Raw genomic sequence first — 25733 nt, 5'->3', positions numbered from 1 at the left:
TTCGAGCCAAAACCTCCGCCCCGAAGATATAGACTTCCGCGGCGGCGGCGCAACCGGTCCATTTTCCTTTGCGCCTCACGCCCCGTGCGGCTACAAGCCGGCCAAGATTCCGAAGAAAGAAAGAAGCCTGAATGCGCCCTTCCAAACGCCAATTCGACGAAATGCGCCCCATCTCCTTCGAGCGCGGCGTCTCCAAGCATGCGGAAGGCTCGTGCCTGGTGAAGTTCGGCGACACGCATGTGCTGTGTACGGCCAGCCTGGAGGAAAAGGTGCCGGGCTGGATGCGCAACTCCGGCAAGGGCTGGGTGACGGCGGAATACGGCATGCTGCCGCGTTCGACCGGCGAGCGCATGCGCCGCGAGGCTTCGGCCGGCAAACAAGGCGGCCGCACGCTGGAGATCCAGCGGCTGATCGGCCGCTCCCTGCGCGCCGTGGTCGATCTGCAGGCGCTCGGCGAGCAGCAGATCACCGTCGACTGCGACGTGATCCAGGCCGACGGCGGCACGCGCACCGCTTCGATCACCGGCGGCTGGGTGGCGCTTTACGATTGCCTGCGCTGGATGGAAGTCCGCCAGATGGCGAGCCTTGGCAAGGTGCTGAAGGATCACGTTGCGGCGATCTCCTGCGGCATCCATGATGGCCAGCCGGTCATCGATCTCGACTACATCGAGGATTCCTCGGCCGGCACCGACGCCAATTTCGTCATGACCGGCAAGGGCGGTATCGTCGAGATCCAGGGCACGGCCGAGGGCGAGCCGTTCTCGGAAGAGCAGTTCGCGGCGCTGATGGTATTGGCCAAGAAGGGCATTCAGCGCCTGGTCAGCCTGCAGCAGATGGCCGTGGACTGATCTTCAGTTTATGACGATGAGGTTGACGATCCTGTGACCCCTTCCGCAATCCTGGAATCAGCACTCTACGTGACGGATCTTGCTGCCGCGGAACAGTTCTATTCGGGCGTGCTCGGGCTCGATCCGCTCGGCAGGGTCGACGGCAGGCATCTCTTCTTCCGCTGCGGCGACGGCGTGCTGCTCATCTTCAATGCCGAGGCGACCAAGGTGCCGCCGGCGTCCGATGCCAAGCTCAAAGTGCCGCCGCATGGCGCCGTCGGCGAGGGGCATCTTTGCTTCGCCGCAAGCGCGGATGAAATCCCGCGCTGGAAAGCCCATCTTGAGGCGAAGAAAATCGCCATCGAAAGCGAGTTCGAATGGCCGCAGGGCGGCCGCTCGATCTATATTCGCGACCCGTCGGGCAATTCGATCGAATTCGCCGAGCCAAAAATCTGGGGCATCTGATGCATTCGCCAACTGTTCACTCGCTTGACGGGCATAAGATCGTCGTCGCCAGCCACAACGCTGGCAAATTGCGGGAATTCGCCGATCTGATGGCGCCGTTCGGCATAGAAGCGAAGTCCGCCAAGGAATACGGCCTGCCGGAACCGGACGAGACCGGCACCACCTTCGAGGAGAACGCCCTCATAAAAGCCTTGGCCGCCGCCAAGGCCACTGGATTGCCGGCGCTGTCGGACGATTCCGGCCTATGTGTCGATGCGCTCGACGGCGCACCCGGCGTCTACACCGCCAACTGGGCCGAGACGCCGGACGGCTCCCGCGACTTCGGCATGGCCATGCAGCGCACGGAAGTGGCTTTGCAGGAAGTTGGCGCGATCACGCCTGCTCAGCGCAAGGGCCACTTTGTCGCGGTGATCTGCCTGGCCTTTCCCGACGGCCAGGCGGAATATTTTCGCGGTGAGGTCGAGGGCAGGCTGGTATGGCCGCCGCGCGGCGAGCTCGGCTTCGGCTACGATCCGGTGTTCTTGCCCAACGGATTCGAAAAGACCTTCGGCGAGATGAGCGCGGAGGAAAAGCATGGCTGGAAGCCCGGCCAGTCAACCGCACTGTCACACCGTGCCCGCGCCTTTCAGAAATTCGCCCAAGCCCGATTGGCCGCCGCATGACCATGCTGCTCGACCGCAGCCCTGGTTTCGGCGTCTACGTCCACTGGCCGTTCTGCGCGGCCAAATGCCCCTATTGCGACTTCAACAGCCATGTCCGCCACCAGCCGGTCGACCAGGAGCGTTTTGCCCGCGCCTTCGAGACCGAGCTGGCGACCATGCGCGGCCGCACGGGACCGCGCGAGGTGACAAGCATCTTTCTTGGCGGCGGCACGCCGTCGCTGATGACGCCGCAGACCGTGGCGGCGGTGCTGGATGCAGTGGCGAAGAACTGGACGGTGCCTGATGGCATCGAGGTGACGCTGGAGGCCAATCCTTCCTCCGTCGAGGCTGAGCGCTTTCGCGGCTATCGCGCGGCGGGCATCAACCGGGTGTCGCTTGGCGTGCAGGCGCTGAACGACAAGGATCTGCGCTTTCTCGGCCGTTTGCACAATGTCGATGAGGCCCTGCATGCGATCGGCCTGGCGCGCGAGATATTCCCACGGCTGTCGTTCGACCTGATCTACGCGCGACCCGGCCAGACGCCTGAGGCGTGGCAGACGGAGCTCGAGCAGGCGATCGGCCACGCCGCAGACCATCTGTCGCTCTATCAGCTGACCATCGAGGAAGGCACGCCGTTCCATGCACTGCATGCGGCAAGGAAATTCATCATTCCAGACAATGAGCTTGCCGCCGATCTCTACGCGTTGACACAGGAGATCACCGCCGCGCGCGGACTGCCGGCCTACGAGATTTCCAACCACGCCAGGCCCGGCGCCGAAAGCCGGCACAATCTCACCTATTGGCGCTATGGCGAATATGTCGGCGTCGGTCCCGGTGCGCATGGCCGCTTCGTCGAGAGCGGGCGGCGCGTGGTGACGATCACCGAGAAAATGCCGGAGACCTGGGCCAATCTGGTCGAGGCCAAGGGCCATGGCGTTACCGGCGGCGAGATCCTGACGCGGTCCGAAGAGGCCGACGAGTTCCTGCTGATGGGGCTGAGGCTGGCGGAAGGCATCGACCTTTCCCGCTACGAGGCATTTTCAGGGCGCGGCCTGTCGACGGCACGGCTGTCGGTGCTGCAGGACGAAGGCCTGGTGGCGCCGATCGGCAATGCCCGCCTGCGCGCCACGCCGGCCGGCATGATCGTGCTCGATGCGGTCGTGGCGGATCTGGCCAGATAGCACGTTGAAGAACGTTCTCTTCGTCTGCAGCCAGAATCGCTTGCGCAGCCCGACGGCGGAGCAGCTGTTTTCCAAGCGGCGGGACGTCGAGGTCGCATCAGCGGGCACCAATCACGATGCCGACACTCCGTTGACGCATGAACTCGTCGCCTGGGCCGACATCATCTTCGTGATGGAAAAAACGCACCGCGCCAAACTGCAGCAGAAATTCAAGACAAGCCTGAAAAAGGCTCGAGTAATCTGCCTCGATATTCCCGACGACTATGAATTCATGGACCCGGCTCTGGTCGGCCTGCTGGAGGCGCGAGTCTCGAAGTATCTGGGCTGAACGATACATCGCGGAGCATGCGCAACCGCGCTTTCGAGCGCTGTCTCGACCAATCGCGAAGGTCTGCGGTGGTCAAGCCTCGTGCTTGTGGCGGTGTTTGGCGCGATCTTTTTCGCTGGTCTCTCCGGAGCGCGCCGGCTTGATCTCGCTTTTGTCGCGCGAGGCACGGTGCTGGTCGGCTGTGGGATGTGATGCTGCGCCATCGCGGGCGCTTTTTGTTTCGAGGCGGGTGATGAAAATGTCGAAGCGATTGGGCATCGTCCGGTCAGTGCTCCATCGTGCGGTCGGTTTCGGTTGCGGGCTTGCTCTCTGCCGATCGCTGGCGTGCAAGCGGCTTCTTGGCTCTGCCATCTGCGGCTTCGGCAGGCAGGCTCTTGTCGCATGGCGCGGCGAAGCGCTTGCGGCCGGCATAGTAGGGTTCGAAAACGTCCTGTATCGTCAGGCTGTCCATCCTGCTCCTCCCGAGATCAGGGGTAAAATTCGCCGGCAACGGTTTCGTTCCCTACTATGGCGAAGGCATGGCGGCTGGTTCACGTCGGCATCCCTTTTGGAACCCGGGCTTTGCAACCCAAGCTTTGCAACCAAGCGTAAGCCGTGCCAAACAGGGTCGAACGGAGTTGTGCAGGTGACCGGCGAATTGGCCAAACGCAGTTATGTGGTCGGGCAGATCGAGATTGCCGCCCGGCCGCTCGAGCCGGCGCTCTATCTGGTGGCGACGCCGATCGGCAATCTCGCCGACATCACGCTGCGCGCGCTGGAAACGCTCGCCGCCGCTGATATCGTCGCCTGCGAGGACACACGTGTCAGCCGCGTGCTGCTCGACCGCTACGGCATCCGCCGCCGCACCACCGCCTACCACGAGCACAATGCCGGCGAGGCCGGGCCGAAGCTGATCGCGGCACTGCTGGCCGGGCAGAGCGTAGCGCTGATCTCGGATGCCGGCACGCCGCTCATCTCCGACCCCGGCTACCGGCTGGTCGGCGAGGCGCTGGAACGCGGCATTCGTGTCGTGCCGATCCCCGGACCGTCGGCGCCACTTGCCGCTCTGACGGCATCCGGCCTGCCCTCGGACGCCTTTCTGTTTGCCGGCTTCCTGCCGGTGAAGACCGGGCAGCGGCTGACGCGGCTGGAAGCGTTGAAGGCGGTGCCGGCAACGTTGATCTTCTTCGAATCGCCGCGCCGGCTGGCCGAGACGCTCAATGCCATGGTCGAGGCACTGGGCGGTGCCCGCAAGGCGGCCGTCGGCCGCGAGCTGACCAAGACTTTCGAGGAGATGCGGACCGGCACCCTGCAATCGCTCGCCAGCCATTATGCGGGAGCCGATACGCCCAAGGGTGAAATCGTCATCTGCGTCGGCCCGGCCGATGCGGTCGCTGATGAGCCTGAAGACATCGACCGGCTTCTGCTTTCGCTCGCCGCCGAGATGCCGGCCTCCAAGGCGGCGGCGGAAGCCGCCAAGATGACGGGTGGTCAGAAACAGGCGCTCTACCGGCGGCTGCTCGACCTCAGGAATGCCGGAAGAGACGGGGCCGGCGGAGACGGCGATGGCTGAACGGCCGAGCGCCAGCCGGCAAAAGGCCTACCGGCGCGGCCATCACGGCGAATGGCTGGCGGCGGCGGCGCTGATGCTGAAAGGCTACCGAATTCTTGCCCGCCGCCACCGCACCAGGTTCGGTGAGATCGACCTGATCGCGCGGCGCGGCGATCTGGTGCTGATCGTCGAGGTCAAGGCGCGCCGCACCCTGATGGAGGCAATGGAAGCAGTCGGCCGCGAATCGGAGCGCCGCATCGAAGGCGCCGCCGATTTCTGGCTGTCGCGCCAATCCGACTACGGAAAATTATCGGTGCGCTTCGACATGGTGGCGGTACTGCCGTGGCGCTGGCCGGTGCATGTCGAGAACGTTTTCTACGGGCGGAGCTAGGCTATTCCCGAAGTGGGGTCGGTTTTGCTGCGATCTCCAGTTCAGATTATGTTGCCTGTCGTCTCGTCGATGGGAACAAGGAAGTCGCGCCATTTGCTGACCTTCGATGCGCCGCGCAAAAGCGGACGTCCGGTAGGAGGCATTCGGGGTTTTTCGTCGGCAGCCTCGATCATGTGCCGGCGCTCACCTGCGTTCGCTCAATCGTTCGGTTTGTCTATCTGACTGGAACAAAAGCGTTCCTGCGTTGTTCTCCAATCGTCCTGATGTTCGACGGGCTGGTTCAAATGCCAGCCAGGGCAGTCCTCGTCGCAGCTACGCGAGGACTAGGGATGGCGAGGCAAATGGATCCTGACGATCTCAACCCGGAACGGATCGTCACCGTGTTCGGCGGAACCGGCTTTCTCGGGCGCAGGATCGTGAAGCGGCTCCTGGAAAGGGGTTTCACGGTCCGTGCCGCATCTCGCCATCCGGCTCGCGTGGCCCTGGTCTTTTCCTCGAGTACAAGGATGCCCGAAGCAGTCGAGGCGGATATATTGGATGCGTCCTCGATCGGGTCGGCCATTACCGGATCACAGGTGATCGTGAATGCTGTCAGTCTTTACGTCGAGCAGGGCGTCCAGACCTTTGAACGCGTCCATGTGAAAGCCGCGGCCGATCTCGCTGCCGCGTCGCGCAACGGCGAGATCGATCAGTTCGTCCAGATTTCAGGGATCGGCTCCGATCCTCAATCGGATTCGAATTATATAAGGGCACGTGGACGCGGAGAAGTTGCCGTGGAAAGCGCATTTCCCGGCGCTTTCATTGTGCGTCCCGCCGTCATGACAGGACCTGACGACGCTTTCCTCACGACCATTGTGAGGATGATACGCCTCCTGCCGGTTTATCCGCTGTTCGGCGATGGTGGCACACGGCTTCAGCCGGTCTATGTGGCAGACGTCGCGGAAGCAGTGAGCCGGCTGATCGACGGGCGGAGCCACATGGGTTCATCCATATTCGAATTCGGTGGCCCGCGTATCTATACCTATAAGGAACTGCTTCGGGAGATCGCCCGACAGCTCGATACGCACGTCAAGCTGATGCCGGTGCCGTTTGCGGTATGGAACGCCTTGGCTGGCGTCGCGGAACTCCTCCCGGCTGCCCCCATAACGCGCAACCAGATCGATCTTATGCGTCAGGATAATGTGGCAGCAAATGACGCGCCGGGCCTGAAGGAACTCGACATCGAGCCGCGGGATATCGACGAGGTGATCCGCGTGATCGAACAGCGCCGTGGCGTAGGCTCGCGCTCGTCTCCGCCTTAGGACGGCCCCCTGATCCCGGCGGGAACCTATCGCCGCGCGACAGGTTGGTCGAGCTTGAAGCCAATGAAAGAAGGAAAAGAACTATGGCCAGATGCGATCAATGCGGGAATGACTACGACAAGGCTTTCAAAGTGACGATGGCCGACGAGACCTACACGTTCGACAGCTTCGAATGCGCGGTCCAGAAACTTGCTCCGACGTGTCCGCATTGCGGATGCCGGATCATCGGACATGGCGTCGAACAGGATGACATCATCTACTGCTGCGCACATTGCGCCGCGGAGGAAGGTGCGAGCGCGCTGACCGATCGCGCGCCTTGATGCACCTCCTTTGGCGTCTCCAGGGCGACCATTCCGAATGACTGCGCCGGCTCACCCCAGATGGCCAGTGCTGTCAGCCCGAAGACGACCAGCCGAGGTCAAGGCGCACCGCACGCTGATGGAGGCAATGGATGCAGTCGGCCGCGAATCGGAGCGCCGCATCGAAGGCGCCGCCGATTTCTGGCTGTCGCGCCAATCCGATTGCGGAAAATTATCGGTGCGCTTCGACAAAGGCAGCGTGCGTCGTCTTGATCGCGCCAGAGCTGTCATGTTCTTGCACGTTCAACAACCCGCGCTCGACGGATCGGTTAGACGTCGTTCCGTGGCAAGTCGGCTCCACCTTGGACAAGTCGCTCCACAACGGCGGCCGCCTCCTCTGGAATGGCTGGTATGGTGCCCGACTTCCGCGTCGATCCGAAATCGAGGCCGGCGAAAAAGAGGCCTGGAACAGCGCTGACGCCATCCTCGTGGACGGGCTGGCCGGCTGCATCGAGCGCGCCGGGAAGCCGAACCCATGAGAAATCGCCGGTGAAGCCCGTGCACCAGACCACCGATCTGATGCCGCTCGCCGTCCAGTCGAGGGAGCGGATCGGCGGATCGGGCAGGCGCGGTTCGATCGTCTCATCCTGATCGTCCTCGGCCAGTGGCGCATCGAGGCCGGCGCGCTCTATGTACTCGTCAACCAGGCGCTTGGCATCCGCCGAAACCTCGTCGGCAAATCGCATATGGTCGTCGAGCTCGTCGCCGAAGACGAGGTTGCCATTCTCCACACCCCTGAAGCGGCCTAGCAGCACCACGCCCTGCGCGCTCAGCGATTGCAGGCTGATAGTATGGGTCGCGCCGACCAGCGCGCGGGCCTGCAGCTTGCCGGAGGGAAGGACGAGTTCCTTGCGCGGGACGTCGAGAAACCCGGACAGCGTCAGCCATTTAAGTATGTTGCCCCCGCGGTAACGCCGCACCCAACGGCCGTTGCGGCTGGTCGCCAAAAAGACCACACGTCCGGCCAGCGCCAGATCCTCGGCGATCTGGCCGCCCGACTGGCCGCTGCCTACCACCAGCACCGCGCCACTCTCGAACTCGGCCGGGTTGCGATAAGCCGAGGAATCGACTTGGCGAATTGCGGTTGGCAAGTCGGTCGATCCTGGTGGCCGAACCTGCCGATTTTGGTCGCCCGTGGCGATCACCACATTGCGCGCCAGAAACGCCCCGTCCGTCGTGGTGATGCGAAAGATCCCATCGTCTCTCGTCAGCTCTTGTACTGGAGTTTGGGTGCTTACCGGCAGACGGTGCCGCTCGGCATAGCCTTCGAGGTACGCGACGAACGCGTGGTGGGTTATCGCGCCCCACGGCTTGGGCCCCTCGTAGGAATCACCGGGTAAGATGGAGCGAATGGTCGGCGAATTCAGTCGAAACGAGTTCCATCGCTGCGTTCGCCACGTTTCGCCGATCCGGCCTCGATCGAGCACACGGTGGTCGCGGCCCCGCCGTTTCAAGAAATAGCTGACGCCGAGCCCCGCCGGCCCGGCGCCAATAACGAGGGCGTCAAGAACTTCGCTCATGCATTCCCCCTGCCAACCATACGTCCACAAGATCGTATGGCTCGGCTTGGGGCAAGAATAGAGTTCCGGCTGGGATTGCGCTATCCGCGCCGGCTCACCCCCAGATGGCCAGCCCCGTCAGGCCGACGATGCCGACGACCAGCCGCCACCAGCCGAACAGCGCATAGCCGTGGCGCGAGACGTAGTCGAGCAGGAAGCGCACGACGATTAGCGCGGTGACGAAGGCGGCGACGAAGCCGACGGCGATTATGGGCAGGTCGGCGCTGCTCAGTACATTGCGGTTCTTGAACAGGTCGAAGGCGAAAGCGCCGACCATCGTCGGGATGGCAAGGAAGAAGGAGAATTCCGCCGCCGCCCGTTTGTCGACGCCGAGCAGCAGCGCGCCGACGATCGTCGAGCCCGAGCGCGACGTGCCGGGGATCAGCGACAAGCACTGAAACAGCCCGATCTGCAGATAAAGCCTGGTCGGAAACCGCTCGACATCGTGGTAATACGGCTTCGGCTTCATGCGATCGACCAGCAACAGGATGACACCGCCGATGATCAGCATGATGCAGATCAGCCGCGGCGATTCGAACAGCACCGTCTTGATGAAATCATGCGCCAGCGCGCCTATGATTGCCGCCGGCAGGAATGCGATGAGGATGCCAAGGACGAAATGCCGCGTCAGCCGGTCGTAGGGCAGCTCGAGCAGCATCTTCCAGAGACGGCGGAAGTAGACGCTGAGGATCGCCAATATGGCGCCGAGCTGGATCAGGATTTCGAAGGCCTTTCCGGTCGAATGAAAGCCGAGGAAATGGCCGGCGAGCAGGATATGACCGGTCGAAGACACCGGAATAAACTCGGTCAGGCCCTCGAGCATGCCGAGCAGCAGCGCTTCGACGACGGTCTGGCTTTCCATGGCTACCTCGGCGTTGGAGTGAGGTCTTGAGAAACGGCTTGCTTGTCACGGCGCGGAACTCCCCCTATAGGTCCCAGCACCCTGACAGCCCCTGAATCGGGCGGCCAAGACTTACCGGCGCAGCCGGCGATTTGCCAGTGCGCTTTATTATCGCGGGACCATGCTGACGCTTTTCCACCATCCGATGTTCGCCAGCTGCCGCTTCGTCCGCCTCGCCTTTGGCGAGTATGGCGAGGAACTGGCGCTGATCGAAGAGAAGCCGTGGACGCGGCGCAAGGAGTTCCTGGCACTGAACCCGGCCGGCACGCTGCCGATCCTGCTCGCCGAAGGCGACGTGCCGATCGTCGGCGCGATGGTCATTGCCGAATATCTCGACGAGACGCGCGGCGTACTCAAGCGCGACAAGCGGCTGTTCGCCGAGGATCCGATGGAGCGCGCCGAAATCCGCCGGCTGACCGACTGGTACCTCAACAAGGCGGAAAGCGAGGTTACCCGGCATCTGGTGCGCGAGCGCGTTCTGAAGCCGGTCATGCCGGAAACGGCAGGCGGCGGCTCGCCCGATTCGGCGGCGATCCGCGCCGCCCGCGCCAATATCCGCCAGCACATGAAATACACCAACTGGCTGGCCGGAACCCGTCATTGGCTGGCCGGCAACAAGGTCACCTATGCCGATCTCGCGGCGGCAGCAGCACTGTCGGTGCTCGACTATCTCGGCGAGATCGACTGGCGCGAACACAGCGCCGCGCGCGAATGGTATACAAGGGTGAAATCACGGCCTTCGTTCCGGCCGCTTCTGTCCGACCGGGTGCGTGGCCTGTCGCCGGTGTCACACTATGCGGACCTCGATTTCTGATACGGCAAAGCTGCGCGCGCTGATCGACCGCGAGGCGCGGAACGCCGGCTTTGACGCCGTTGCCGTCACAACGCCCGATGCGATTCCGCAGGCGCTGAAACGGCTGGCCGAATTCGTTGCCGACGGCTTTCACGGCTCGATGGGCTGGATTGCCGAAACACTCGAGCGGCGAGGCAAACCGACGACGCTTTGGCCGGAGGTCCGCTCGATCATCGTGCTGGCGATGAATTACGGCCCCGACCACGATCCACGCGAGGTGCTGGCGAAGCGCGACCGCGGCGCGATCTCGGCCTATGCGCAGAACCGCGACTACCATGACGTGATGAAAGGCCGACTGAAGGAGATCGCCGGCAAGATCGTGGCGCGCGCCGGCGGTGACGTGAAAGTGTTTGTCGACACCGCGCCGGTGATGGAAAAGCCGCTGGCCGAGGCGGCCGGCCTCGGCTGGCAAGGCAAGCACACCAACCTGGTCAGCCGCGCGCATGGCTCCTGGCTGTTCCTCGGCACCATCTTCACGACGGCCGAACTGGTGCCGGACGCGGCGGAGGACGATCATTGCGGCTCCTGCCGGGCCTGCCTCGACGCCTGCCCGACCGATGCCTTTCCGGCGCCCTATCGGCTCGATGCGCGGCGCTGCATTTCCTACCTCACCATCGAGAACAAAGGGCCGATCCCACATGAGTTCCGGGAAAAGATCGGCAATCGCATCTATGGCTGCGACGACTGCCTGGCCGCCTGTCCGTGGAACAAGTTCGCCCAAGCTGCTTCGGAGGCAAAGCTTGCCGCCCGCGCGGACTTGCGCGAACCGTCGCTCGCCGAGTTGCTGCGCCTCGACGACGCTGCCTTCCGCGCGCTTTTTTCGGGCTCGCCGATCAAGCGCATCGGTCGCGATCGTTTCATCCGCAACGTGCTGATCGCCGCCGGCAATTCTCAGGATTTGTCGCTTGCCGGCGCCGTCCGCGCGCTGCTCGACGACGCCTCGCCCCTGGTTCGCGGAGCCGCGGTATGGGCGCTATCGCGGCTGGTGCCGGGTCGGGAGTTTGCCGAACGTGCCGCAACCGCTTTGCAAGCAGAAGATGACGAGGCTGTGAGAGGCGAATGGCTTCTGGCCCTGCCAAAGCCGATCGAGGCGCATACATGACCAAAAAGCAGGTTTTCATCTTCGGCGCCGGTTATTCGGGCAAGGCCTTCGCCCGCGCCAACAGGGATGCCGACACAACGATCTTCGGTACAACACGGTCGCCGGAAAAATTCGCGGCGCTGCGGCAAGCCGGTATCGTGCCGCTGCGTTTCGATGGCACGCTGACCTCCGAAATCGGCGATGCGCTTGGGAAGACAACCCATCTCGTCGTTTCGGTCGCGCCGGACGAGGCCGGCGACCCGGTGCTGGGCGCGGCTCGCGAGGTGATCGCAGCCAACATGCCGGAGCTCGAATGGATCGCCTATCTCTCCACCGTCGGCGTCTATGGCGACCATGGCGGCAATTGGGTGGACGAGGCCGCCGAATGCCGGCCAGTATCGAAGCGATCAGTGATGAGGGTTGCCGCCGAGCAGGATTGGCTGAAACTGGGCCACGACGTCGGCCGGCCGGTGGCGATCCTGCGGCTTTCCGGCATTTATGGGCCAGGCCGCAACGCCCTGGTCAATCTGGAAAACGGCACCGCCAGGCGGTTGGTCAAGCCGGGCCAGGTGTTCAACCGCATCCATTGCGACGATATTGCCGGCACGCTCTGGCATCTCGCCGAAGGCAATCGCGGCGGCATCTTCAACGTCACCGACGACCTGCCGGCGCCGCCGCAGAACGTCGTCGCCTATGCCGCCAGGTTGATGGGCATCGAGCCGCCACCCGAAATTCCGTTCGAGACCGCCCAACTTTCGCCCATGGCGCGGTCCTTCTATGGCGAAAACAAGCGTGTCGCCAATGCAGCGATCAAGGCGGCCGGCTATGGCTTTCGCTTCCCCGACTACCGCTCGGCTCTCGACGCCATGTGGGCGAGCGGCGACTGGCGCGACGGCGAGGCGCGCAGCCCGATGAAACGGTCGTGATCGATATGTTGCGCGGGGCGTAGTATGATGCGGTTCAAATCGCGGAGGGGTCCAGCTTGGGGAAGACGTTAAAGCGAGCGTTGCCCGGCAAAACGCTGCTGCTTTCGGCAGCACTGGCCGTCGCCGGCTTGACGGCGCTTGCAGCGCAGACGACGAGCGCCGAGGAACGAGCAAAAGACCTGTTCGGCGCCAAAAAGCTGCCGGCACTCGCAGCAGCGCAATCGATCGGCTTTTATTCCAAAGGCTGTTTTTCCGGCGGCGTCGCCCTGCCCCTGGACGGCCGGCATTGGGAGGTGATGCGGCCGTCGCGCAATCGCCGCTGGGGCCATCCGGCAATGATCGCGCTGATCGAGAAACTGTCGCGCGATGCCGCGGCCGACGGCTGGCCGGGCCTGCTGATCGGCGACATCTCGCAACCGCGCGGCGGTCCGATGCTGACCGGCCATGCCTCGCACCAGATCGGCCTCGACGCCGACATCTGGCTGACGCCGATGCCCGACCGCAAGCTTTCTACCGAAGAGCGCGAAAACATCAGCGCTACCTTGATGGTCGATGAAAAGACCCATCTGGTGAAGGACGGGCTGTGGACGCCGATGCATACGCGGCTGTTGAAGCGCGCTGCGAGCTATCCTGAAGTAGAGCGCATCCTGGTCAATCCAGGGATCAAGAAGAAGCTCTGCGACACGGTCAAAGGCGACCGCAGCTGGTTGCGCAAGGTCAGGCCGTTCTGGGGCCACGACTACCACTTCCACATTCGCATCGGCTGCCAGGCTGGATCACCCGACTGCAAGGCGCAGGAAGCGACGGTGCCGGGCGATGGCTGCGACCAGGCGCTGGCGTGGTGGTTCACCGAGGAGCCGTGGCGCCCCAACAAGAACCCGGACAAGCCGAAGGCACGCGACGTGATGACGATGGCGAACCTGCCCAGGCAATGCCAGTTCGTGCTCGACGCGCCGGCTCCGGCCTCGGCGGAAGCAGTCACCTACCATGGCGACGGCGTGCCGATCGCGGCCGTACCTGCTCCCGCGACAGAGCCTTCGCCGCCGCCGACGGTCGCAGCCGGCGCGGCAGCGCTTCCGGCCTCGGCGAACGCCTTTGTGGCGACCCCCGAGATCCGCATTCCACTGCCGCGTCCACGACCGGGGCACTGATGGGGGCGGCGTGCTCGCTGTCTGCATCCGTGCATCTCCACTTCGAAAACCGATTTCCCTTTTTGCGGTCATGCGCTAGTCAACGAGAGAACGGCGATACGCGTCGGGAACGGACGAGAGCATGCCAGGCGTAAGCGACGACGACACTCTGTTGCGATTTCCGATCCTGATCGGCGACATAGGCGGCACCAATGCGCGCTTCTCGATCGTGCTTGACGCGAATTCCGAAGCCGGCGAGCCGACGATCGTCCAGACCGCCAACTTCAATACGATAGACGAGGCGATCCAGTCGGCCGTGCTCGACCGCTCGTCGGTCCGGCCGAATTCGGCTGTGCTGGCGGTAGCCGGTCCTGTCGAAAGCGACGAGATCCCGCTTACCAATTGCCCATGGATCGTCAAGCCGAGACAGATGTTCGCCAGTCTCGGTCTCAGCGACGTCGTGGTGCTCAACGACTTCGAGGCGCAGGCGCTGGCCGTCGTCGCGCTCGGCGAAGAGCATATGGAAAAGATCGGCGGCGACGCGCCGGAACCGAATTCCGGGCGGGTAGTGCTCGGCCCGGGAACCGGGCTCGGCGTCGCCGGGCTGGTTTATGCGCTGCATCACTGGATACCGGTGCCCGGCGAGGGCGGCCATATGGATATCGGCCCGCGCTCGCCGCGCGATTTCCAGGTGTTTCCGCATATCGAGAAGCTCGAGGGCCGCATCTCCGGCGAACAGATCCTGTCCGGGCGCGGCCTGGTCAACGCCTACCGGGCGGTGGCCAAGGCGGACGGCAAGCCGTCGCCCTTCACCACGCCTGCCGAGGTCACCGCCGCGGCGCTGGCAAAGAACGATCCGGTGGCCGAAGAGGCGCTGTCGATCTTCGTCACCTGCCTGGGGCGCACCGCCGGCGATCTCGCTCTGGTGTTCATGAGCCGCGGCGGCGTGTTTCTCACCGGCGGCATCGCGCAAAAAATCCTGCCGGCACTGCGCACCGGCAATTTCCGCGCCGCCTTTGAGGACAAGGCGCCGCACAGCGCCCTGATGCGCAGCATGCCGGTCTATGTCATCACCCATCCGCTGGCGGCGCTTTTAGGACTGGCCGCCTATGCCAGAAATCCGTCGCTGTTCGGCGTGCAGACGGCGGGGCGGCGCTGGCGGGTCTAGGACATAAGCTGCGCCGCGACGAAGTTTCGCCGTCCCGGCCATAGGCAAGCCGCCATTGGAGCGTTAAGAGGTTGCCGAATTGCAGCCCGGCCGAACCGAAACCACAAAGCGCTCCAACTTGACACTTCCAGCACCAACCAAAGGGAAAGTCCGTCCCAGCGAGATCGTGGCGGTGATCCGCCGCATCATCGCCGAGAACAGCCGCGATTATCGCTGGTACTATGCTCTTGCCGTGCTGTGCCTGGTGACGATCGCGGTGACGACCGCCTTCACAGCCTGGATCATGAAGGATGTCATCGATCAGATCTTCTACCAACAGCGCGGCGATCTTATCGCGCTGATCAGCGTGTCGATCCTGGCCGCCTTCATGCTTCGCGGGCTGGCCAGCTACGGCCAGGCAGTGACGCTGGCCAAAATCGGCAACAATCTGGTGGCGCGCTATCAACGCCGCATCTTCGACCATCTGATGAAGCTCGGCGTCAGCTTCTTCAACGACACCCGTTCGGGCCGGCTCGCCGCGCAGATCAACGAGAACGTCAACGGCATCCGCGATCTCCTGTCGATGACGCTGACATCGCTGGCGCGCGATGCCGTGTCGCTTGTCGCGCTGGTCGGCGTCATGATCTGGCAGGACCCGATGCTCTCGGCGATGTCGCTGCTGATCGGCCCGCCCTTGATCTACAGTGTCACCTATCTGATGCGCCGGGTGCGTCGCATCACCCGTGAATCGGTGCAGATCAACTCGCGGCTGATCGGCGCCATGCAGGAAGCAACCCAGGGCATCGCCATCGTCAAGGCCTTCACCCTGGAAGACGAGCTGTCGCGCCGCATCGGCGGCCTCGTCGCGGGCGCCGAGCAGCGGGCAAACAAGATCGCCCGCGTCTCGGAACGGCTGACGCCGATCTCCGAGATGCTGGCCGGCTTCGCCGTCGCCGGCGTCATCGCCTATTCCGGCTACCGGGCGACCGTCGGCGGCCAGCCGCCGGGCGCGGTGTTTGCCTTCATCACCGCCCTGCTGCTTGCCTATGACCCCGCCAGGCGGCTGGCGCGCATGCAGGTCGGCATGGAAAAGTCGCTGGTCAATGCGCGCATGATTTACGAGCTTCTCGACCTCGAGCCGCAGCAGGGTGACGTGCCGGCAGCCGCCGAGGCGAAATTCACCTCTGGCGAAGTGCGCTTCAACAATGTGTCCTTCCGCTACGTCGAGGAGGCGCCGGTCCTGCAGGATCTGAGCTTTGTCGCCGCCGCCGGCAAGGTGACCGCCATCGTCGGCGCCTCGGGCGCCGGCAAGACGACGCTGGTTGCGCTGCTGCAGCGCTTCTACGACGTCGAGTCGGGGAGCATCGAAATCGACGGCCAGGACATTTCAAAGGTCACCAAGCATTCGCTGCGCGGCTCGATTGCCTATGTATCGCAGCAGCCTTATCTGTTCGAAGGCACCATCCGCGACAACATCCGCTACGGGCGACTGAGCGCCACCGACGCCGAGATTGAACGCGCCGCGCAACAGGCCGCGGCAGACGATTTCATCCGCCAGCAGCCGCAAGGCTATGACACGCCCGTCGGCGAGAACGGCGTGACGCTGTCGGGCGGCCAGCGCCAGCGCGTATCGATTGCCCGCGCCATCGTGCGGCAGGCGCCGATCCTGCTGCTCGACGAAGCCACCTCGGCGCTCGACAACGAGGCCGAGGCCCGCGTCCAGCAGGCGCTGACCCGTGTCATGGAAGGGCGCACCACCATCGTCATCGCGCACCGGCTGTCGACGGTGGTCAATGCCGATCATATCATCGTGCTGGAGCAGGGCCGGCTGGTCGAACAGGGCACGCATGCCTCGTTGATGGCCGACCCGCACAGCGTCTATGCGCGGTTCCACCGGGTGCAAGGCAGGAAAGGGCTGGGGCTTGTCGATGACGCCAAGCCAATCCAGACTGCGGCGCAAAATGGTCACGCGAAAAAGGCGGCCGGGAGACATTCATGAGTAACACGCCGACCGTTAGTGAAATGGGCCTGGTGGTGGTGGGCGCGGCCGGCCGCATGGGCCAGGCGCTGATCCGCGCCATCCACACGATACCGGGCGCCCGCGTCGCCGGCGCGATCGAGCGGGCCGGTTCGCCCCATATCGGCAAGGATGCCGGCGAGCTGGCCGGCGTCGGCAGGCTCGAGGTGGCGATCGGCGACGATCCGCTGCCGGCCTTCGCCAAGGCCGACGGCGTGCTCGATTTCACTACGCCGGCAGCAACTGTCGAATTCGCGGGCTATGCCGCGCAGGCACGCATCGTCCATGTCATCGGCACCACCGGCTGCTCGGCCGAAGACAATGCCAGGATCGCGGCGGCGGCGCGCCACGCGACGGTGGTCAAGTCAGGCAATATGAGCCTCGGCGTCAATCTGCTGGCGGTGCTGGTTGAGCAGGCCGCGCGCGCGCTCGATGCCGACGATTTCGACATCGAGATCCTCGAAATGCACCACCGGCACAAGGTCGATGCGCCGTCGGGCACGGCGCTGCTGCTCGGCGAAGCCGCCGCTGCCGGGCGCGGCGTAGCACTTGCCGGCAACGATGTTCGCGTGCGCGACGGCCATACCGGCGTGCGCAAGAGCGGCTCGATCGGTTTCGCCAGCTTGCGTGGCGGCTCGGTGGTCGGCGACCACAGTGTGGTGCTGGCCGGTACCGGCGAGCGCATCACGCTCGCCCACCACGCCGAAGACCGGGCGATCTTTGCCCGCGGCGCGGTCAAGGCAGCCCTGTGGGCGCGCGGCCGCAAGCCGGGCCTCTATTCGATGCGGGACGTACTCGGCCTGACAAGCTGATCCACAGAATTGGCTGATCCACAAGACTTGGCTGATCCACAAAATTTCAAGGAGCAAATATGTCGAGAACTCTCGTGCTCGTGCGCCACGGCCAGAGCGAATGGAACCTGAAGAACCTTTTTACCGGCTGGCGCGACGTCGACCTGACCGAACTGGGCCATGCCGAGGCCAAGCAAGCGGGCGCCAAACTGAAGGCGCGTGGCATGAAATTCGACATCGCCTTTACGTCGTCGCTGATCCGGGCGCAGAAGACCTGCCAGCATATTCTCGACGCCGTCGGCCAGAGCGAGCTCGAGACCATTCGCGACCAGGCGCTGAACGAGCGCGACTATGGCGATCTGTCCGGCCTCAACAAGGATGATGCGCGCAAGAAATGGGGCGAGGAGCAGGTGCATGTCTGGCGCCGCTCCTATGACGTGCCGCCGCCCGGCGGGGAAAGCCTGAAGGACACCGGCGCGCGCGTCTGGCCCTATTACCTGCACGATCTGCAACCGCATGTGCTGCGCGGCGGCACGGTGCTGGTGGCGGCACACGGCAATTCGCTGCGCGCGCTGATCATGGCGCTGGACGGCAAATCGGGCGAGGAGATCGTCAAGCTCGAACTCGGCACCGGCGTGCCGGTCATCTACACGCTCAACGCCGATTCCACGGTGGCGTCGAAGGAAGTGCTGGGGCACTGAGCCGGAGAAGGAACGCGGCTTTCAAAAAAGCGCGTTGACACTCATCCCTCGCCCGCTTAATGAGCGCGCACCAGCCCAGATGGCGGAATTGGTAGACGCGCACGGTTCAGGTCCGTGTTCCGCAAGGAGTGGAGGTTCGAGTCCTCTTCTGGGCACCAAATTCCCGTTTCGAACTTTTTGATAGGGTTCAGAAACTCCAAGAAAAAGCCCGGTCTGCCGGGCTTTTTCTTGGCCGGATGTCCTAGTCTGCCTGCCGTCGTCCATGGCATCCACAAGATATCTAACAATTATCCGCCCGGGTTAGGCAGCGATCTGTCGTTGCGACAGCGCAGCAGCGGAAGGATTTCGCCCGAGATCACTCTGGTGATCTTCTGTTGCTTGGCGTTGGTTGCTACGGTCATGCACGCGCATCCGTAGCCGTGGCCCGAACCAGGCACATTGGTCTCGACGAATTGCCGCTCGTTAAAGGCCGGCACATTGTCGATGCCTTTGGGATCCGGCCGTCCCTGCATCTGGATCCACCAATCCCCGTCACTGTCGGTCAGGACGAGGTTGCCGGGTGTCGGGCTGGAGTACCAGCCACAACGACGCTCGGCATAGGCGGCGGCAGGCAAGGACATGATGGCCAGGCAGAAACAGATTGCGAACAATGGGCGCATGAGAATCCTCACCCTCCCTTGAGTAAAGCAGGTCATGCCGCCGATAATCTGCGTTAACGCCGGTCACGAGGCGGCATGATTTTGTAAGCCTTATGGCCTCAACTTCGTGTCCACATTTTCTTCGATCAATCCGCAATGAAGCGTCACAGGCTTCCTTTGGACATCGCTTAGTGGACCGTCGATGAAATCGCAGCTGAGCAGATTGTCCGGACTGCTCTTGCGCGCCGACGCAACGTTGACGTTGACCTCGGGAGGGCCGGCAAGCCAATCGAGACGCTTCGTGTCCACCTTTGTGCCGCTGATGTGGGCGTGGCCCGCTGTGCCCGCTATCTCGACCTCTTCGTCCTGCGGCGTGAGATCGATCTGGCCGACTTCGTTGGCGTGCTTCTCGGCGCTCCGCTTCGGGTCACCGTAATAGGAGGCGAGGACAACGATCCCTTCCTTTTTAGCCGCGAGCCTGGCGGCTGCCTTTTTGGAAAGCGTGACGTTGACGTCGAAGCCCATATCGCCCTGGGTTGTTGCCGACGCAACACATGCCAACAGCGCAGATGCTGCGATCGTCACTGCGGGCAGTGATCTATAGCGTTTCACAATCCACCTCCTTTAAGGCCCCTCACGCAATGCCGATGCCCCCCGCATCCTTTCGTGTCTGGCGCCGGCATCACGCTCGCCGCCGGCTTCACCGTGAAGCGACATTCAGACGAACGCGCGACAGTTGAGAATCTGCTGGAGGCAGGTTCAAACGCTTCAATCTGTCGGCGGTTTCCTGCTCGATGTGCAGCCCCCAATCGGAAAAGAACCGGGTCAGGTCCTGATTTGCGACCGTACTGGCACGCAGGATGAAGGTTTGTATCTTGACCGCATCCTGCTCATTGGCATCATCCAGTGGATGCTCGCGATAATATCGGTGAAGCTTCGGATAGAAATCCTCGCCGAGACCCCGGCGCAATTGATCGAACATGACCAGCCGCGCCCAAAGCTCATCGTCGTCATCCGCGCTGACACGCATCTGTTTTTCATTGTCGAAATCGCGCGTCTTCCGCGCCAGATATCGCGCCGCCAGATCCAGCGGCGTCTTGCCAGTAGAGTCATCGCGCTCTTTCAAGCGGAACGGATGGCCAAAATGTGCCTGGGCGTTGAGCGAGTAGATATTGACCGTAGTTTCTACAATCTCGCCCCAGGTCCAATCTTGCTGCTGGTACATATGGCCGGTTTCATGCCAGATCGACCACGCTTGCCGCAGCTTCTTCACGTTCAGCAAATCACCCATGTTGCTGCCGGGGACACCTATGAAATAGTTGCCTGCGTACATGTATATGCCGTCGTCGAAGACCTTCGCCGGTGTCACCGTGTCCTGCTGATAGTGCATGCGCAAACGGGATGCCCGATGAAGTTTGGAGGAACCGTCGAGACCGGATAGCGCATCGTACCAGCCTAGAATTTGCTCGAGGGTGTCGAGAATTTCCGCAGGGTCGTCCTGAGGCGCCCTCATATAGACTTTGCGGGTCGCGGTAATGGCAACACGCTCGCTTATCATCTCGACGAATGGCGCACCGGGCATGTCGGTGAGCATTTTACGCCAGTCTTCGAAGCTTGTTTTTCCCTTGACGTAGAGGGGGATCGAACTGCCGCCACGCACGATTGCCACGTCGATCGGAGGCAGAGCCGCACTGAAGCCGCTCTCGGCGTAGCGGAAATAGATCAGCCCGTCGCGCTTCGCCGTGAAGTCGGTGCGCCCTTCCTTGGCGATGATCAATTGCGGGTCATCCTGGGGCCTTTCGTCATAGAAGCTGTTCATCGGGCCGATCATGATCGTCAAGCCGTCGGGGGAAGGCGGCAGGCCTTCGGCCGTAACCGATACTGCCTCTCCCTTTTTCACGAACACACCGCTTGGCTGATCGTCCATCAGCTTCGTGCGTCTCAGCCTACTGGCCTCGGGTGTGGCTGCAGGCATCGGAGCGAGGCGAAAGCGTTTGTTCAGATTGTCGAATTCCGACACCGCTGCCGACGCCGCTGCCGGTCGGTCGCCATTGCCGGCCGGATAAAGCAACCACTGGGCATTATCGTCCAGGCTGGCGTCATAGACGATGATCCGAGCGTCGTCCGCACGTTCATTGGCCCTGACGTTGAGCGTCGTGCCGCTGTCATCCAGCTCGATGCCGTAGCTGTTCAAATGCGGCTTGAAGCGCCATGCCTGCCCCTCAGCGGACTGCTCGTCCTTGAGGACGACACTCGTATTCCCGTTTTCGTCTTCGTCGCCCCCAGCAAGATACGTTCCGTATCGTCGAGACCGGATTTGATAGGTTGCGCCGTTCGTTTCTCCGGTCGCCCTGGTGATGGTCCACAGCTGCGCGGGACCATCTTTGGGTTTGCGAGCGGACTGACCAAGCACGATCTCGCCATGCCTGCCTTCAAAGGCGGTGAGCGCTTTGTAGGAATGCTTCGCGACGATGTAATAGTCCCCTTCGGGGATCTCAGCGGCACCTGCGGCCGTAACAATTGCCGCCAGCAAGAGCCCGGCTACCAAGTGCACTCCAGATACGATGAAGGTCTTCATCCCGACACCGACGTGTCAATTCGCGGCCGGAACGGGACAACTCATCGGATCGCCCTGCTTGCCGCATTTCAGGTAACCCTCGAAGGCTTTGACCCGGGATTGAGCCAGGCTGTCCATGCACTGCGCGGTGAGCATCGGCATTACGCTTCCTCCGGCCGCTCCCGCAGTCTGGAAACGGCACTCCGCATCGCGAAATTTGTCCCAATCCCGCTGTGCCTGGACGAGAAGCTTCTTGGTATCCGCGTCACCCTTCAGGCGGGCTTCGATCTGTTGGTAAAGCTCATTGAGCTTCTTGTCGGATTTCTTGAACGCGGCATCGGCGCACGCATTCAGCGAGGCCTGATCCTTGGCGGCGTCGTAGCACTTGTCCTCGGCGAGTACGAAATTCGGCATGGCCAGAACCATGGCGGCACTCAGTATTGCGGTTTTCATCGATTGTCCTCCGTTTAGAATCCACCGAATTGACGGGCGGTGGTTATCCCGCCGTTCACTTCAGATATCCGTGGCCGGCGGGGCCAGCCACTAATTGGAATCGTCATCATCCGATCCATTACTGTCGTCGCTACTGTCATCCGACGCATCGCCATCCGTGCTGTCATCGTCGGTGTCGGTGCTGTTTTGGTCATCGTCACCGGCCGCTGAGTCTTCATCGTCGTTCTGATCGGTCGAATCGTCCTGATCATCGGAATTATTGTCGTCGGTATTGTCATCCGAGCTATCGTCGTCGGTGTTGTTGTCGTCATCACCATCATCGTCATTCTGATCGCTCGAATCGTCCTGATCATTGGAACTGTCGTCGTCGGTGCTGTCGTCCGAGCTATCGCCATCGGTGTCCGCGTTGTTATCGTCGGAATCGTCATCAGCATCGGGAGGAGTTACGTCTGGACTGCTGTCGCCGGGCTGCGAGTCGTCTTCGCGATAGCTCGTGTCGTTGAGACTTGTCTCCATCTCGTCGTCATACTGATCGACGATCTGCGTCCACTCCTCATGGTTATCGACGCTCGTCCATTGCGAGATATTGTTGACCGAGATGTTGGTATTGAAGTTGTTGACGGTGATGTTGGTATTGACTTCGACGACATCTTCGACTTCTGTTCCGCGGTTCACGCCAAACAGAAAACTGGTAGCGCTGACGGCAAGAGCGGCCCAAACGAGTCGGTCGACATCGGTCGGCGTCGAAATCGGTTGATGCCGCACTGTGGCAAGCACGTCACCCGGTCGGATGCCTTGCCGCGCGGCAACGCCATGGGGTGCAACGGCCAAGACATACACCCCGCGAAGCTTGGGCGGGATCTGGTAGCGGTGCCGAGAGGCGTGGTTGATGGGGATCAAAACCGCGTTAAGAGCCGGGAAACATAGGGTTTCGGCAGATCATATTTGCTAGCATACGCAACATTGATCGTGTGCGGGACGGCTACACTCACAACAGCCGTCATTTTCACTGAAGTTGCCAATGCACGGGCGAACTGCATTATCAGTCTGGACTTTCGAACAGTTTGCATTTTGCACATCCTGCAGCTGATGATTGGAATCGATCTCAGAGGCCCCGCTCCCCGGAGCGCTCACCAATCACTCTCCCCCTGCACCAACGGTCAGCGGCAATTTCCAGCGATCATCACCGTCATTCCGTAACTTCCTCGGCAAAACACTTTGCCAGATCTTGCGGCGCTCCGAGCTTCTTCGCCCAGGATACCAGTTCAGGTTTTTCCGACGGGTCGGCATAGCCGCCCCACACGTCGCGAAATTGCTTTTTTCCGTCGACTGTCTGGAAGAACATCACGCCGTCGTCGCTCACCGGCGTGGAGACGTAGGTGGCGCTCCAGTTGCCGTTCTCCATGATCGTGATGAACTTCACCCGAGCGGGCTTGACCTTGTTGTCCAACGCCGAGGCAACGAGGGGGGCATATTCCTGCTTGCGCACCTTCGTCACATCGACCTTTACGCCGTCGCAGGCACCATTCGCGGCGAAAGCGAAGGTCAGTGTCATTCCCAACCCCATGAGGCCGATCATCATGATTTTGGCACATCGCGGGATAAGACCGTTGGATTCAGACATGAGGGCATCCTCTTCGTTCGTGTTGGAGGGTCCACTAATCGGAATCGTCGTCGTCCGATGAATTGTCATCGTCCGGTGTATCGACCTCGCAGCCGATGCCGCGGCAGCCTTGGTAGTTGCCTTGCGTATCGAAGTTCGGATTGCCTTCCTTATCGTACTGCGGCCTGTCGTCGATGCTTTGATCCCCGTCATCAGGATCGTCGACCTTACATCCGAGCCCATGGCAGCCGATGTAACGGCCCCTGGTATCGAAGTTGGGATTGCCGTTCCTGTCGAACTGCGGCCGGTCGTCTATCTTCCGGCTCCCTTTATGGGACCGATCAACCAGGCAGGTCCTTCCGCGGCAACCATCGTAGTCGTCGATGGTACAACCGGAGATCGCCATCAAAGCAGTGGCCAAGGCCGCACAGATTACGAATTTCATGACTCATTCCTCCGACTGGTTGGCGGCGGACATCGTCCATATCGGAAGGCCATTGCAGGCGGCGATCCCCGCTCTTGCCGCGAAGTCTGGCGCCAATCGGAGGACGGCAAAGCTTCGCCGGCCATCGAACGAGAGCCGGGCTGTGGGCGATGCATTCGACGACTTAGCCGACGGTTGCCGTAATCTCTTACGTAGGAGGAAACGCTCCCGGCGGGGGCCGCCGCATTAGCGAATGTCAATATTCCTCTCCATGCTTAGTGCCCCATCCGCCCAAGCATGTTTCAACAATCCGCTGACGCGGCTGTGCTTCCAAGAAATTGCATCCGAGTCAGCCTATGACAAGGACAAATCCCAATATCGCAGGATTGAATTTTGCAAATGCTTAATAATTCGGAATCAGCACTGGCTATCTTAGCAGATACTGAAATGTGACCAGTAGCAAGATTCCGGAATACTCCCTTAGTTCTGTTCTCATTAATCCGAGTTAGTACAAGTAATATTCTACGTTGCTGTGAATTTTGCGCCAGCTTTACAAAAACGGCGCGACGAGACTGCATCTTATATGATCGCCCTAATCGCGATCTATTGTGGTATTTTTTCGAACCCAGCCGGCAGTTGCGCAGGCCGAAAGAAACGCCGCCCGTTTACCGGACTTTCAACGCTGCGGCGTGCCGCATAGAGGCGCAGTGGAGGGCGCCGCGGCCGCGTTGTGAGCATCTTCCCAGTCGGATTGTCATCGGGTAGCCTGCAGGGGCGGCACGTGAAGGCGCTCTCTTTGGCGGACGCACTGCTGCACCTTCAGCCGTTGCCCGTCGGAAGATGGGGCTGCTGTCACAACCCGGTGCTTGCCGCGACAGATTGTTCCCGTCCCGGTTCATTTCAGCACCGAAGCGAGGGGGAAGAGCGCTGGCTGCGGGAACACAGGTTTTCGACCCGAAAACCCACAAATGGGTGGACTACGATCGCACCAAGGCGCAAATACTACGCCGCGCATAATGAGGTGCCCGAGGCATTTCGTCCGCAGATGGTCAAATTCCGCACCGCGGAAGCGCCAGGCACGATCATTATCGATGGCAACCAGCACTTTCTCTACCTTGTGCAGCCGGGTCAGCAGGCCATGCGCTACGGCATCGGCGTGGGCCGGGAGGGGTTTGGCTGGGCCGGCATCGTGCGCGTCGGCCGCATGGCGGAGTGGCCGACCTGGACGCCTCCGGCCGAAATGGTCGCTCGCGATCCGAAGGCGGTGAAATACGCCGGAGGCATGAAGGGAGGGCCCGACAACCCGCTCGGCGCGAGGGCGTTCTACCTCTATGAGCGCGACCAGGACACGATCTACCGGATACACGGGACCCCGGAGCCATGGACGATCGGGCTCGACGTGTCATCGGGATGCATCCGTATGAGAACGACGACATCGTCGATCTCGCATCCCGCGTCAAAGTTGGGGCCAAGGTCATCGTTCTCATGCAAGGGGCGGCACTTTACAAGGGTGTGTGAGCGGCATTCGGAGAGGGACAAGCAATGTCGGCAAAAAATGCAGTGAGAACTTCAATCCGGGCGACAGCAATCGCACTCCTGGCTGGAGCCCTCAGCGCTTGCGTCAGCGCGCCACCGCCGCCGCCTCAGGACCAGATGTCCAGGACCAAGGTCGAGACGGCCCCGGCGGACCTTCAGCTGCTTTGCGCCAATGCGGTCGCCAAGGCGAGCGGCGTCGACAGCACGAAGATACTTCCGGTTTCATCGAGCAAGCTCGATTCCAAGACCTATCAGGTCGAACTCGATGCCAGTGACAAGAAGACAAGCTGCCTCGTGGACACCGCCGGCAACGTCAAATCGGTTGAGCCCGTCTGATCCGCTCTGGTCGACGAATTCGCAACCAATCTGACGATGCGCCTTGGCTGCGGACA

At 62.2% G+C, this 25733-nt stretch carries 29 protein-coding genes, 1 tRNA gene and 2 pseudogenes; 21 read left to right on the top strand and 11 right to left on the bottom strand.

Features of this window, described 5'->3' with window-relative positions; all coding sequences use genetic code 11:
• Positions 1–131: 131 nt before the first annotated feature.
• The 5 genes from rph to NKI95_RS08930 are packed head-to-tail and all read left to right on the top strand — an operon-like array spanning position 132 to position 3442.
• Positions 132–848 carry a ribonuclease PH gene (gene rph / locus NKI95_RS08950; protein ID WP_292658263.1) on the top strand — a complete coding sequence of 239 codons (717 nt, stop codon included), beginning with the start codon at positions 132–134 and terminating at the stop codon, positions 846–848.
• Between the two features lie 33 nt (positions 849–881).
• Positions 882–1292: a VOC family protein gene (locus NKI95_RS08945; RefSeq protein ID WP_352716022.1), complete on the top strand. Its 411-nt coding sequence runs from the start codon at positions 882–884 to the stop codon at positions 1290–1292.
• Positions 1292–1954, top strand: a complete 663-nt coding sequence (gene rdgB / locus NKI95_RS08940) for an RdgB/HAM1 family non-canonical purine NTP pyrophosphatase (RefSeq protein ID WP_352716019.1) — start codon at positions 1292–1294, stop codon at positions 1952–1954. Before NKI95_RS08945 ends, rdgB begins: the two co-directional genes overlap by 1 nt.
• On the top strand, positions 1951–3114 hold the full coding sequence (hemW, locus tag NKI95_RS08935; protein ID WP_352716017.1) for a radical SAM family heme chaperone HemW: 1164 nt from the start codon (positions 1951–1953) through the stop codon (positions 3112–3114). The genes rdgB and hemW overlap by 4 nt, the downstream gene beginning before the upstream one ends.
• A gap of 4 nt (positions 3115–3118) precedes the next feature.
• The gene (locus tag NKI95_RS08930) at positions 3119–3442 is read left to right on the top strand and encodes a low molecular weight protein tyrosine phosphatase family protein (RefSeq protein ID WP_352716015.1); all 324 of its coding nucleotides are present in this window, start codon (positions 3119–3121) and stop codon (positions 3440–3442) included.
• 72 nt (positions 3443–3514) lie between these two features.
• Here NKI95_RS08930 and NKI95_RS08925 read toward each other — a convergent pair whose 3' ends face one another.
• Positions 3515–3700: a hypothetical protein gene (locus tag NKI95_RS08925; protein ID WP_352469082.1), complete on the bottom strand. Its 186-nt coding sequence runs from the start codon at positions 3698–3700 to the stop codon at positions 3515–3517.
• Positions 3701–3707: 7 nt separating this feature from the next.
• Positions 3708–3893: a hypothetical protein gene (locus tag NKI95_RS08920; protein WP_352469083.1), complete on the bottom strand. Its 186-nt coding sequence runs from the start codon at positions 3891–3893 to the stop codon at positions 3708–3710.
• Positions 3894–4067: 174 nt separating this feature from the next.
• On the opposite strand from NKI95_RS08920, the gene rsmI reads away from it, so the two are divergent.
• The 5 genes and pseudogenes from rsmI to NKI95_RS34425 all read left to right on the top strand — a co-directional run.
• Complete coding sequence (gene rsmI, locus NKI95_RS08915; RefSeq protein ID WP_352716012.1) at positions 4068–4994, top strand: 16S rRNA (cytidine(1402)-2'-O)-methyltransferase; 927 nt, start codon at positions 4068–4070, stop codon at positions 4992–4994.
• On the top strand, positions 4987–5364 hold the full coding sequence (locus NKI95_RS08910) for a YraN family protein (RefSeq protein ID WP_352469370.1): 378 nt from the start codon (positions 4987–4989) through the stop codon (positions 5362–5364). The genes rsmI and NKI95_RS08910 overlap by 8 nt, the downstream gene beginning before the upstream one ends.
• Positions 5316–6665: a complex I NDUFA9 subunit family protein gene (locus NKI95_RS08905; protein WP_352716009.1), complete on the top strand. Its 1350-nt coding sequence runs from the start codon at positions 5316–5318 to the stop codon at positions 6663–6665. The genes NKI95_RS08910 and NKI95_RS08905 overlap by 49 nt, the downstream gene beginning before the upstream one ends.
• Before the next feature lie 83 nt (positions 6666–6748).
• Positions 6749–6985, top strand: a complete 237-nt coding sequence (locus NKI95_RS08900; RefSeq protein WP_352913167.1) for a metallothionein — start codon at positions 6749–6751, stop codon at positions 6983–6985.
• A 94-nt stretch (positions 6986–7079) separates the two neighbouring features.
• Positions 7080–7226, top strand: a pseudogene (locus NKI95_RS34425) (PDDEXK family nuclease); the annotation flags it as partial.
• A gap of 67 nt (positions 7227–7293) precedes the next feature.
• Here the strand turns inward: NKI95_RS34425 and NKI95_RS08895 are convergent.
• Together NKI95_RS08895 and NKI95_RS08890 are read right to left on the bottom strand one after the other, a co-directional pair.
• The gene (locus tag NKI95_RS08895) at positions 7294–8544 is read right to left on the bottom strand and encodes a flavin-containing monooxygenase (RefSeq protein ID WP_352716006.1); all 1251 of its coding nucleotides are present in this window, start codon (positions 8542–8544) and stop codon (positions 7294–7296) included.
• A gap of 94 nt (positions 8545–8638) precedes the next feature.
• Entirely contained in the window at positions 8639–9445 is an 807-nt protein-coding gene (locus NKI95_RS08890) for an undecaprenyl-diphosphate phosphatase (RefSeq protein WP_352716003.1), read from the bottom strand.
• A 160-nt stretch (positions 9446–9605) separates the two neighbouring features.
• On the opposite strand from NKI95_RS08890, the gene NKI95_RS08885 reads away from it, so the two are divergent.
• The 9 genes from NKI95_RS08885 to NKI95_RS08845 all read left to right on the top strand — a co-directional run bounded on the left by NKI95_RS08885 (position 9606) and on the right by NKI95_RS08845 (position 18288).
• Positions 9606–10298, top strand: a complete 693-nt coding sequence (locus tag NKI95_RS08885; RefSeq protein ID WP_352476844.1) for a glutathione S-transferase family protein — start codon at positions 9606–9608, stop codon at positions 10296–10298.
• A complete protein-coding gene (gene queG, locus NKI95_RS08880) occupies positions 10279–11439 on the top strand; it encodes a tRNA epoxyqueuosine(34) reductase QueG (protein ID WP_352716000.1) in 1161 nt (386 codons plus the stop codon). The genes NKI95_RS08885 and queG overlap by 20 nt, the downstream gene beginning before the upstream one ends.
• Positions 11436–12344: an SDR family oxidoreductase gene (locus NKI95_RS08875; RefSeq protein WP_352715997.1), complete on the top strand. Its 909-nt coding sequence runs from the start codon at positions 11436–11438 to the stop codon at positions 12342–12344. Before queG ends, NKI95_RS08875 begins: the two co-directional genes overlap by 4 nt.
• Positions 12345–12400: 56 nt before the next feature.
• Positions 12401–13495, top strand: a complete 1095-nt coding sequence (gene mepA, locus NKI95_RS08870) for a penicillin-insensitive murein endopeptidase (RefSeq protein WP_352715994.1) — start codon at positions 12401–12403, stop codon at positions 13493–13495.
• A 121-nt stretch (positions 13496–13616) separates the two neighbouring features.
• The gene (locus NKI95_RS08865) at positions 13617–14642 is read left to right on the top strand and encodes a glucokinase (RefSeq protein WP_352466604.1); all 1026 of its coding nucleotides are present in this window, start codon (positions 13617–13619) and stop codon (positions 14640–14642) included.
• A 118-nt stretch (positions 14643–14760) separates the two neighbouring features.
• The gene (locus NKI95_RS08860) at positions 14761–16620 is read left to right on the top strand and encodes an ABC transporter ATP-binding protein (RefSeq protein ID WP_352715991.1); all 1860 of its coding nucleotides are present in this window, start codon (positions 14761–14763) and stop codon (positions 16618–16620) included.
• Complete coding sequence (dapB, locus tag NKI95_RS08855; protein WP_352715989.1) at positions 16617–17450, top strand: 4-hydroxy-tetrahydrodipicolinate reductase; 834 nt, start codon at positions 16617–16619, stop codon at positions 17448–17450. Before NKI95_RS08860 ends, dapB begins: the two co-directional genes overlap by 4 nt.
• A 59-nt stretch (positions 17451–17509) precedes the next feature.
• Positions 17510–18130 carry a 2,3-bisphosphoglycerate-dependent phosphoglycerate mutase gene (locus NKI95_RS08850; protein WP_352715987.1) on the top strand — a complete coding sequence of 207 codons (621 nt, stop codon included), beginning with the start codon at positions 17510–17512 and terminating at the stop codon, positions 18128–18130.
• 73 nt (positions 18131–18203) lie between these two features.
• Positions 18204–18288 (top strand) — tRNA-Leu (locus NKI95_RS08845).
• A 129-nt stretch (positions 18289–18417) separates the two neighbouring features.
• Here NKI95_RS08845 and NKI95_RS08840 read toward each other — a convergent pair.
• The 7 genes from NKI95_RS08840 to NKI95_RS08810 all read right to left on the bottom strand — a co-directional run bounded on the left by NKI95_RS08840 (position 18418) and on the right by NKI95_RS08810 (position 23826).
• Entirely contained in the window at positions 18418–18789 is a 372-nt protein-coding gene (locus tag NKI95_RS08840; RefSeq protein ID WP_352715984.1) for a DUF4087 domain-containing protein, read from the bottom strand.
• 90 nt (positions 18790–18879) lie between these two features.
• Positions 18880–19293 (bottom strand): hypothetical protein, encoded by a 414-nt coding sequence (locus NKI95_RS08835; protein WP_352715981.1) that lies wholly within the window; start codon positions 19291–19293, stop codon positions 18880–18882.
• A gap of 175 nt (positions 19294–19468) precedes the next feature.
• Complete coding sequence (locus NKI95_RS08830; protein ID WP_352715978.1) at positions 19469–21346, bottom strand: M60 family metallopeptidase; 1878 nt, start codon at positions 21344–21346, stop codon at positions 19469–19471.
• A gap of 15 nt (positions 21347–21361) precedes the next feature.
• Positions 21362–21751: a lysozyme inhibitor LprI family protein gene (locus NKI95_RS08825; protein ID WP_352715976.1), complete on the bottom strand. Its 390-nt coding sequence runs from the start codon at positions 21749–21751 to the stop codon at positions 21362–21364.
• A gap of 117 nt (positions 21752–21868) precedes the next feature.
• Positions 21869–22609, bottom strand: a complete 741-nt coding sequence (locus NKI95_RS08820) for a PDZ domain-containing protein (protein ID WP_352715973.1) — start codon at positions 22607–22609, stop codon at positions 21869–21871.
• Between the two features lie 358 nt (positions 22610–22967).
• Entirely contained in the window at positions 22968–23402 is a 435-nt protein-coding gene (locus NKI95_RS08815) for a hypothetical protein (RefSeq protein ID WP_352715970.1), read from the bottom strand.
• 34 nt (positions 23403–23436) lie between these two features.
• Positions 23437–23826 carry a hypothetical protein gene (locus tag NKI95_RS08810; RefSeq protein ID WP_352715967.1) on the bottom strand — a complete coding sequence of 130 codons (390 nt, stop codon included), beginning with the start codon at positions 23824–23826 and terminating at the stop codon, positions 23437–23439.
• An 858-nt stretch (positions 23827–24684) separates the two neighbouring features.
• Here NKI95_RS08810 and NKI95_RS08805 point away from each other — a divergent pair.
• Positions 24685–25323 (top strand): annotated as a pseudogene (locus tag NKI95_RS08805) (L,D-transpeptidase).
• 135 nt (positions 25324–25458) lie between these two features.
• Positions 25459–25677, top strand: coding sequence for a hypothetical protein (locus tag NKI95_RS08800; protein WP_352715965.1), 219 nt, complete (start codon positions 25459–25461; stop codon positions 25675–25677).
• The last annotated feature ends 56 nt before the right edge of the window (positions 25678–25733 follow it).

It is taken from the genome of Mesorhizobium sp. M0306, from assembly GCF_040321655.1.
Lineage (GTDB): Bacteria > Pseudomonadota > Alphaproteobacteria > Rhizobiales > Rhizobiaceae > Mesorhizobium.
The sequence above is the reverse complement of the archived record's forward strand: the minus strand, read 5'-3'. Positions and strand labels throughout refer to the sequence as shown.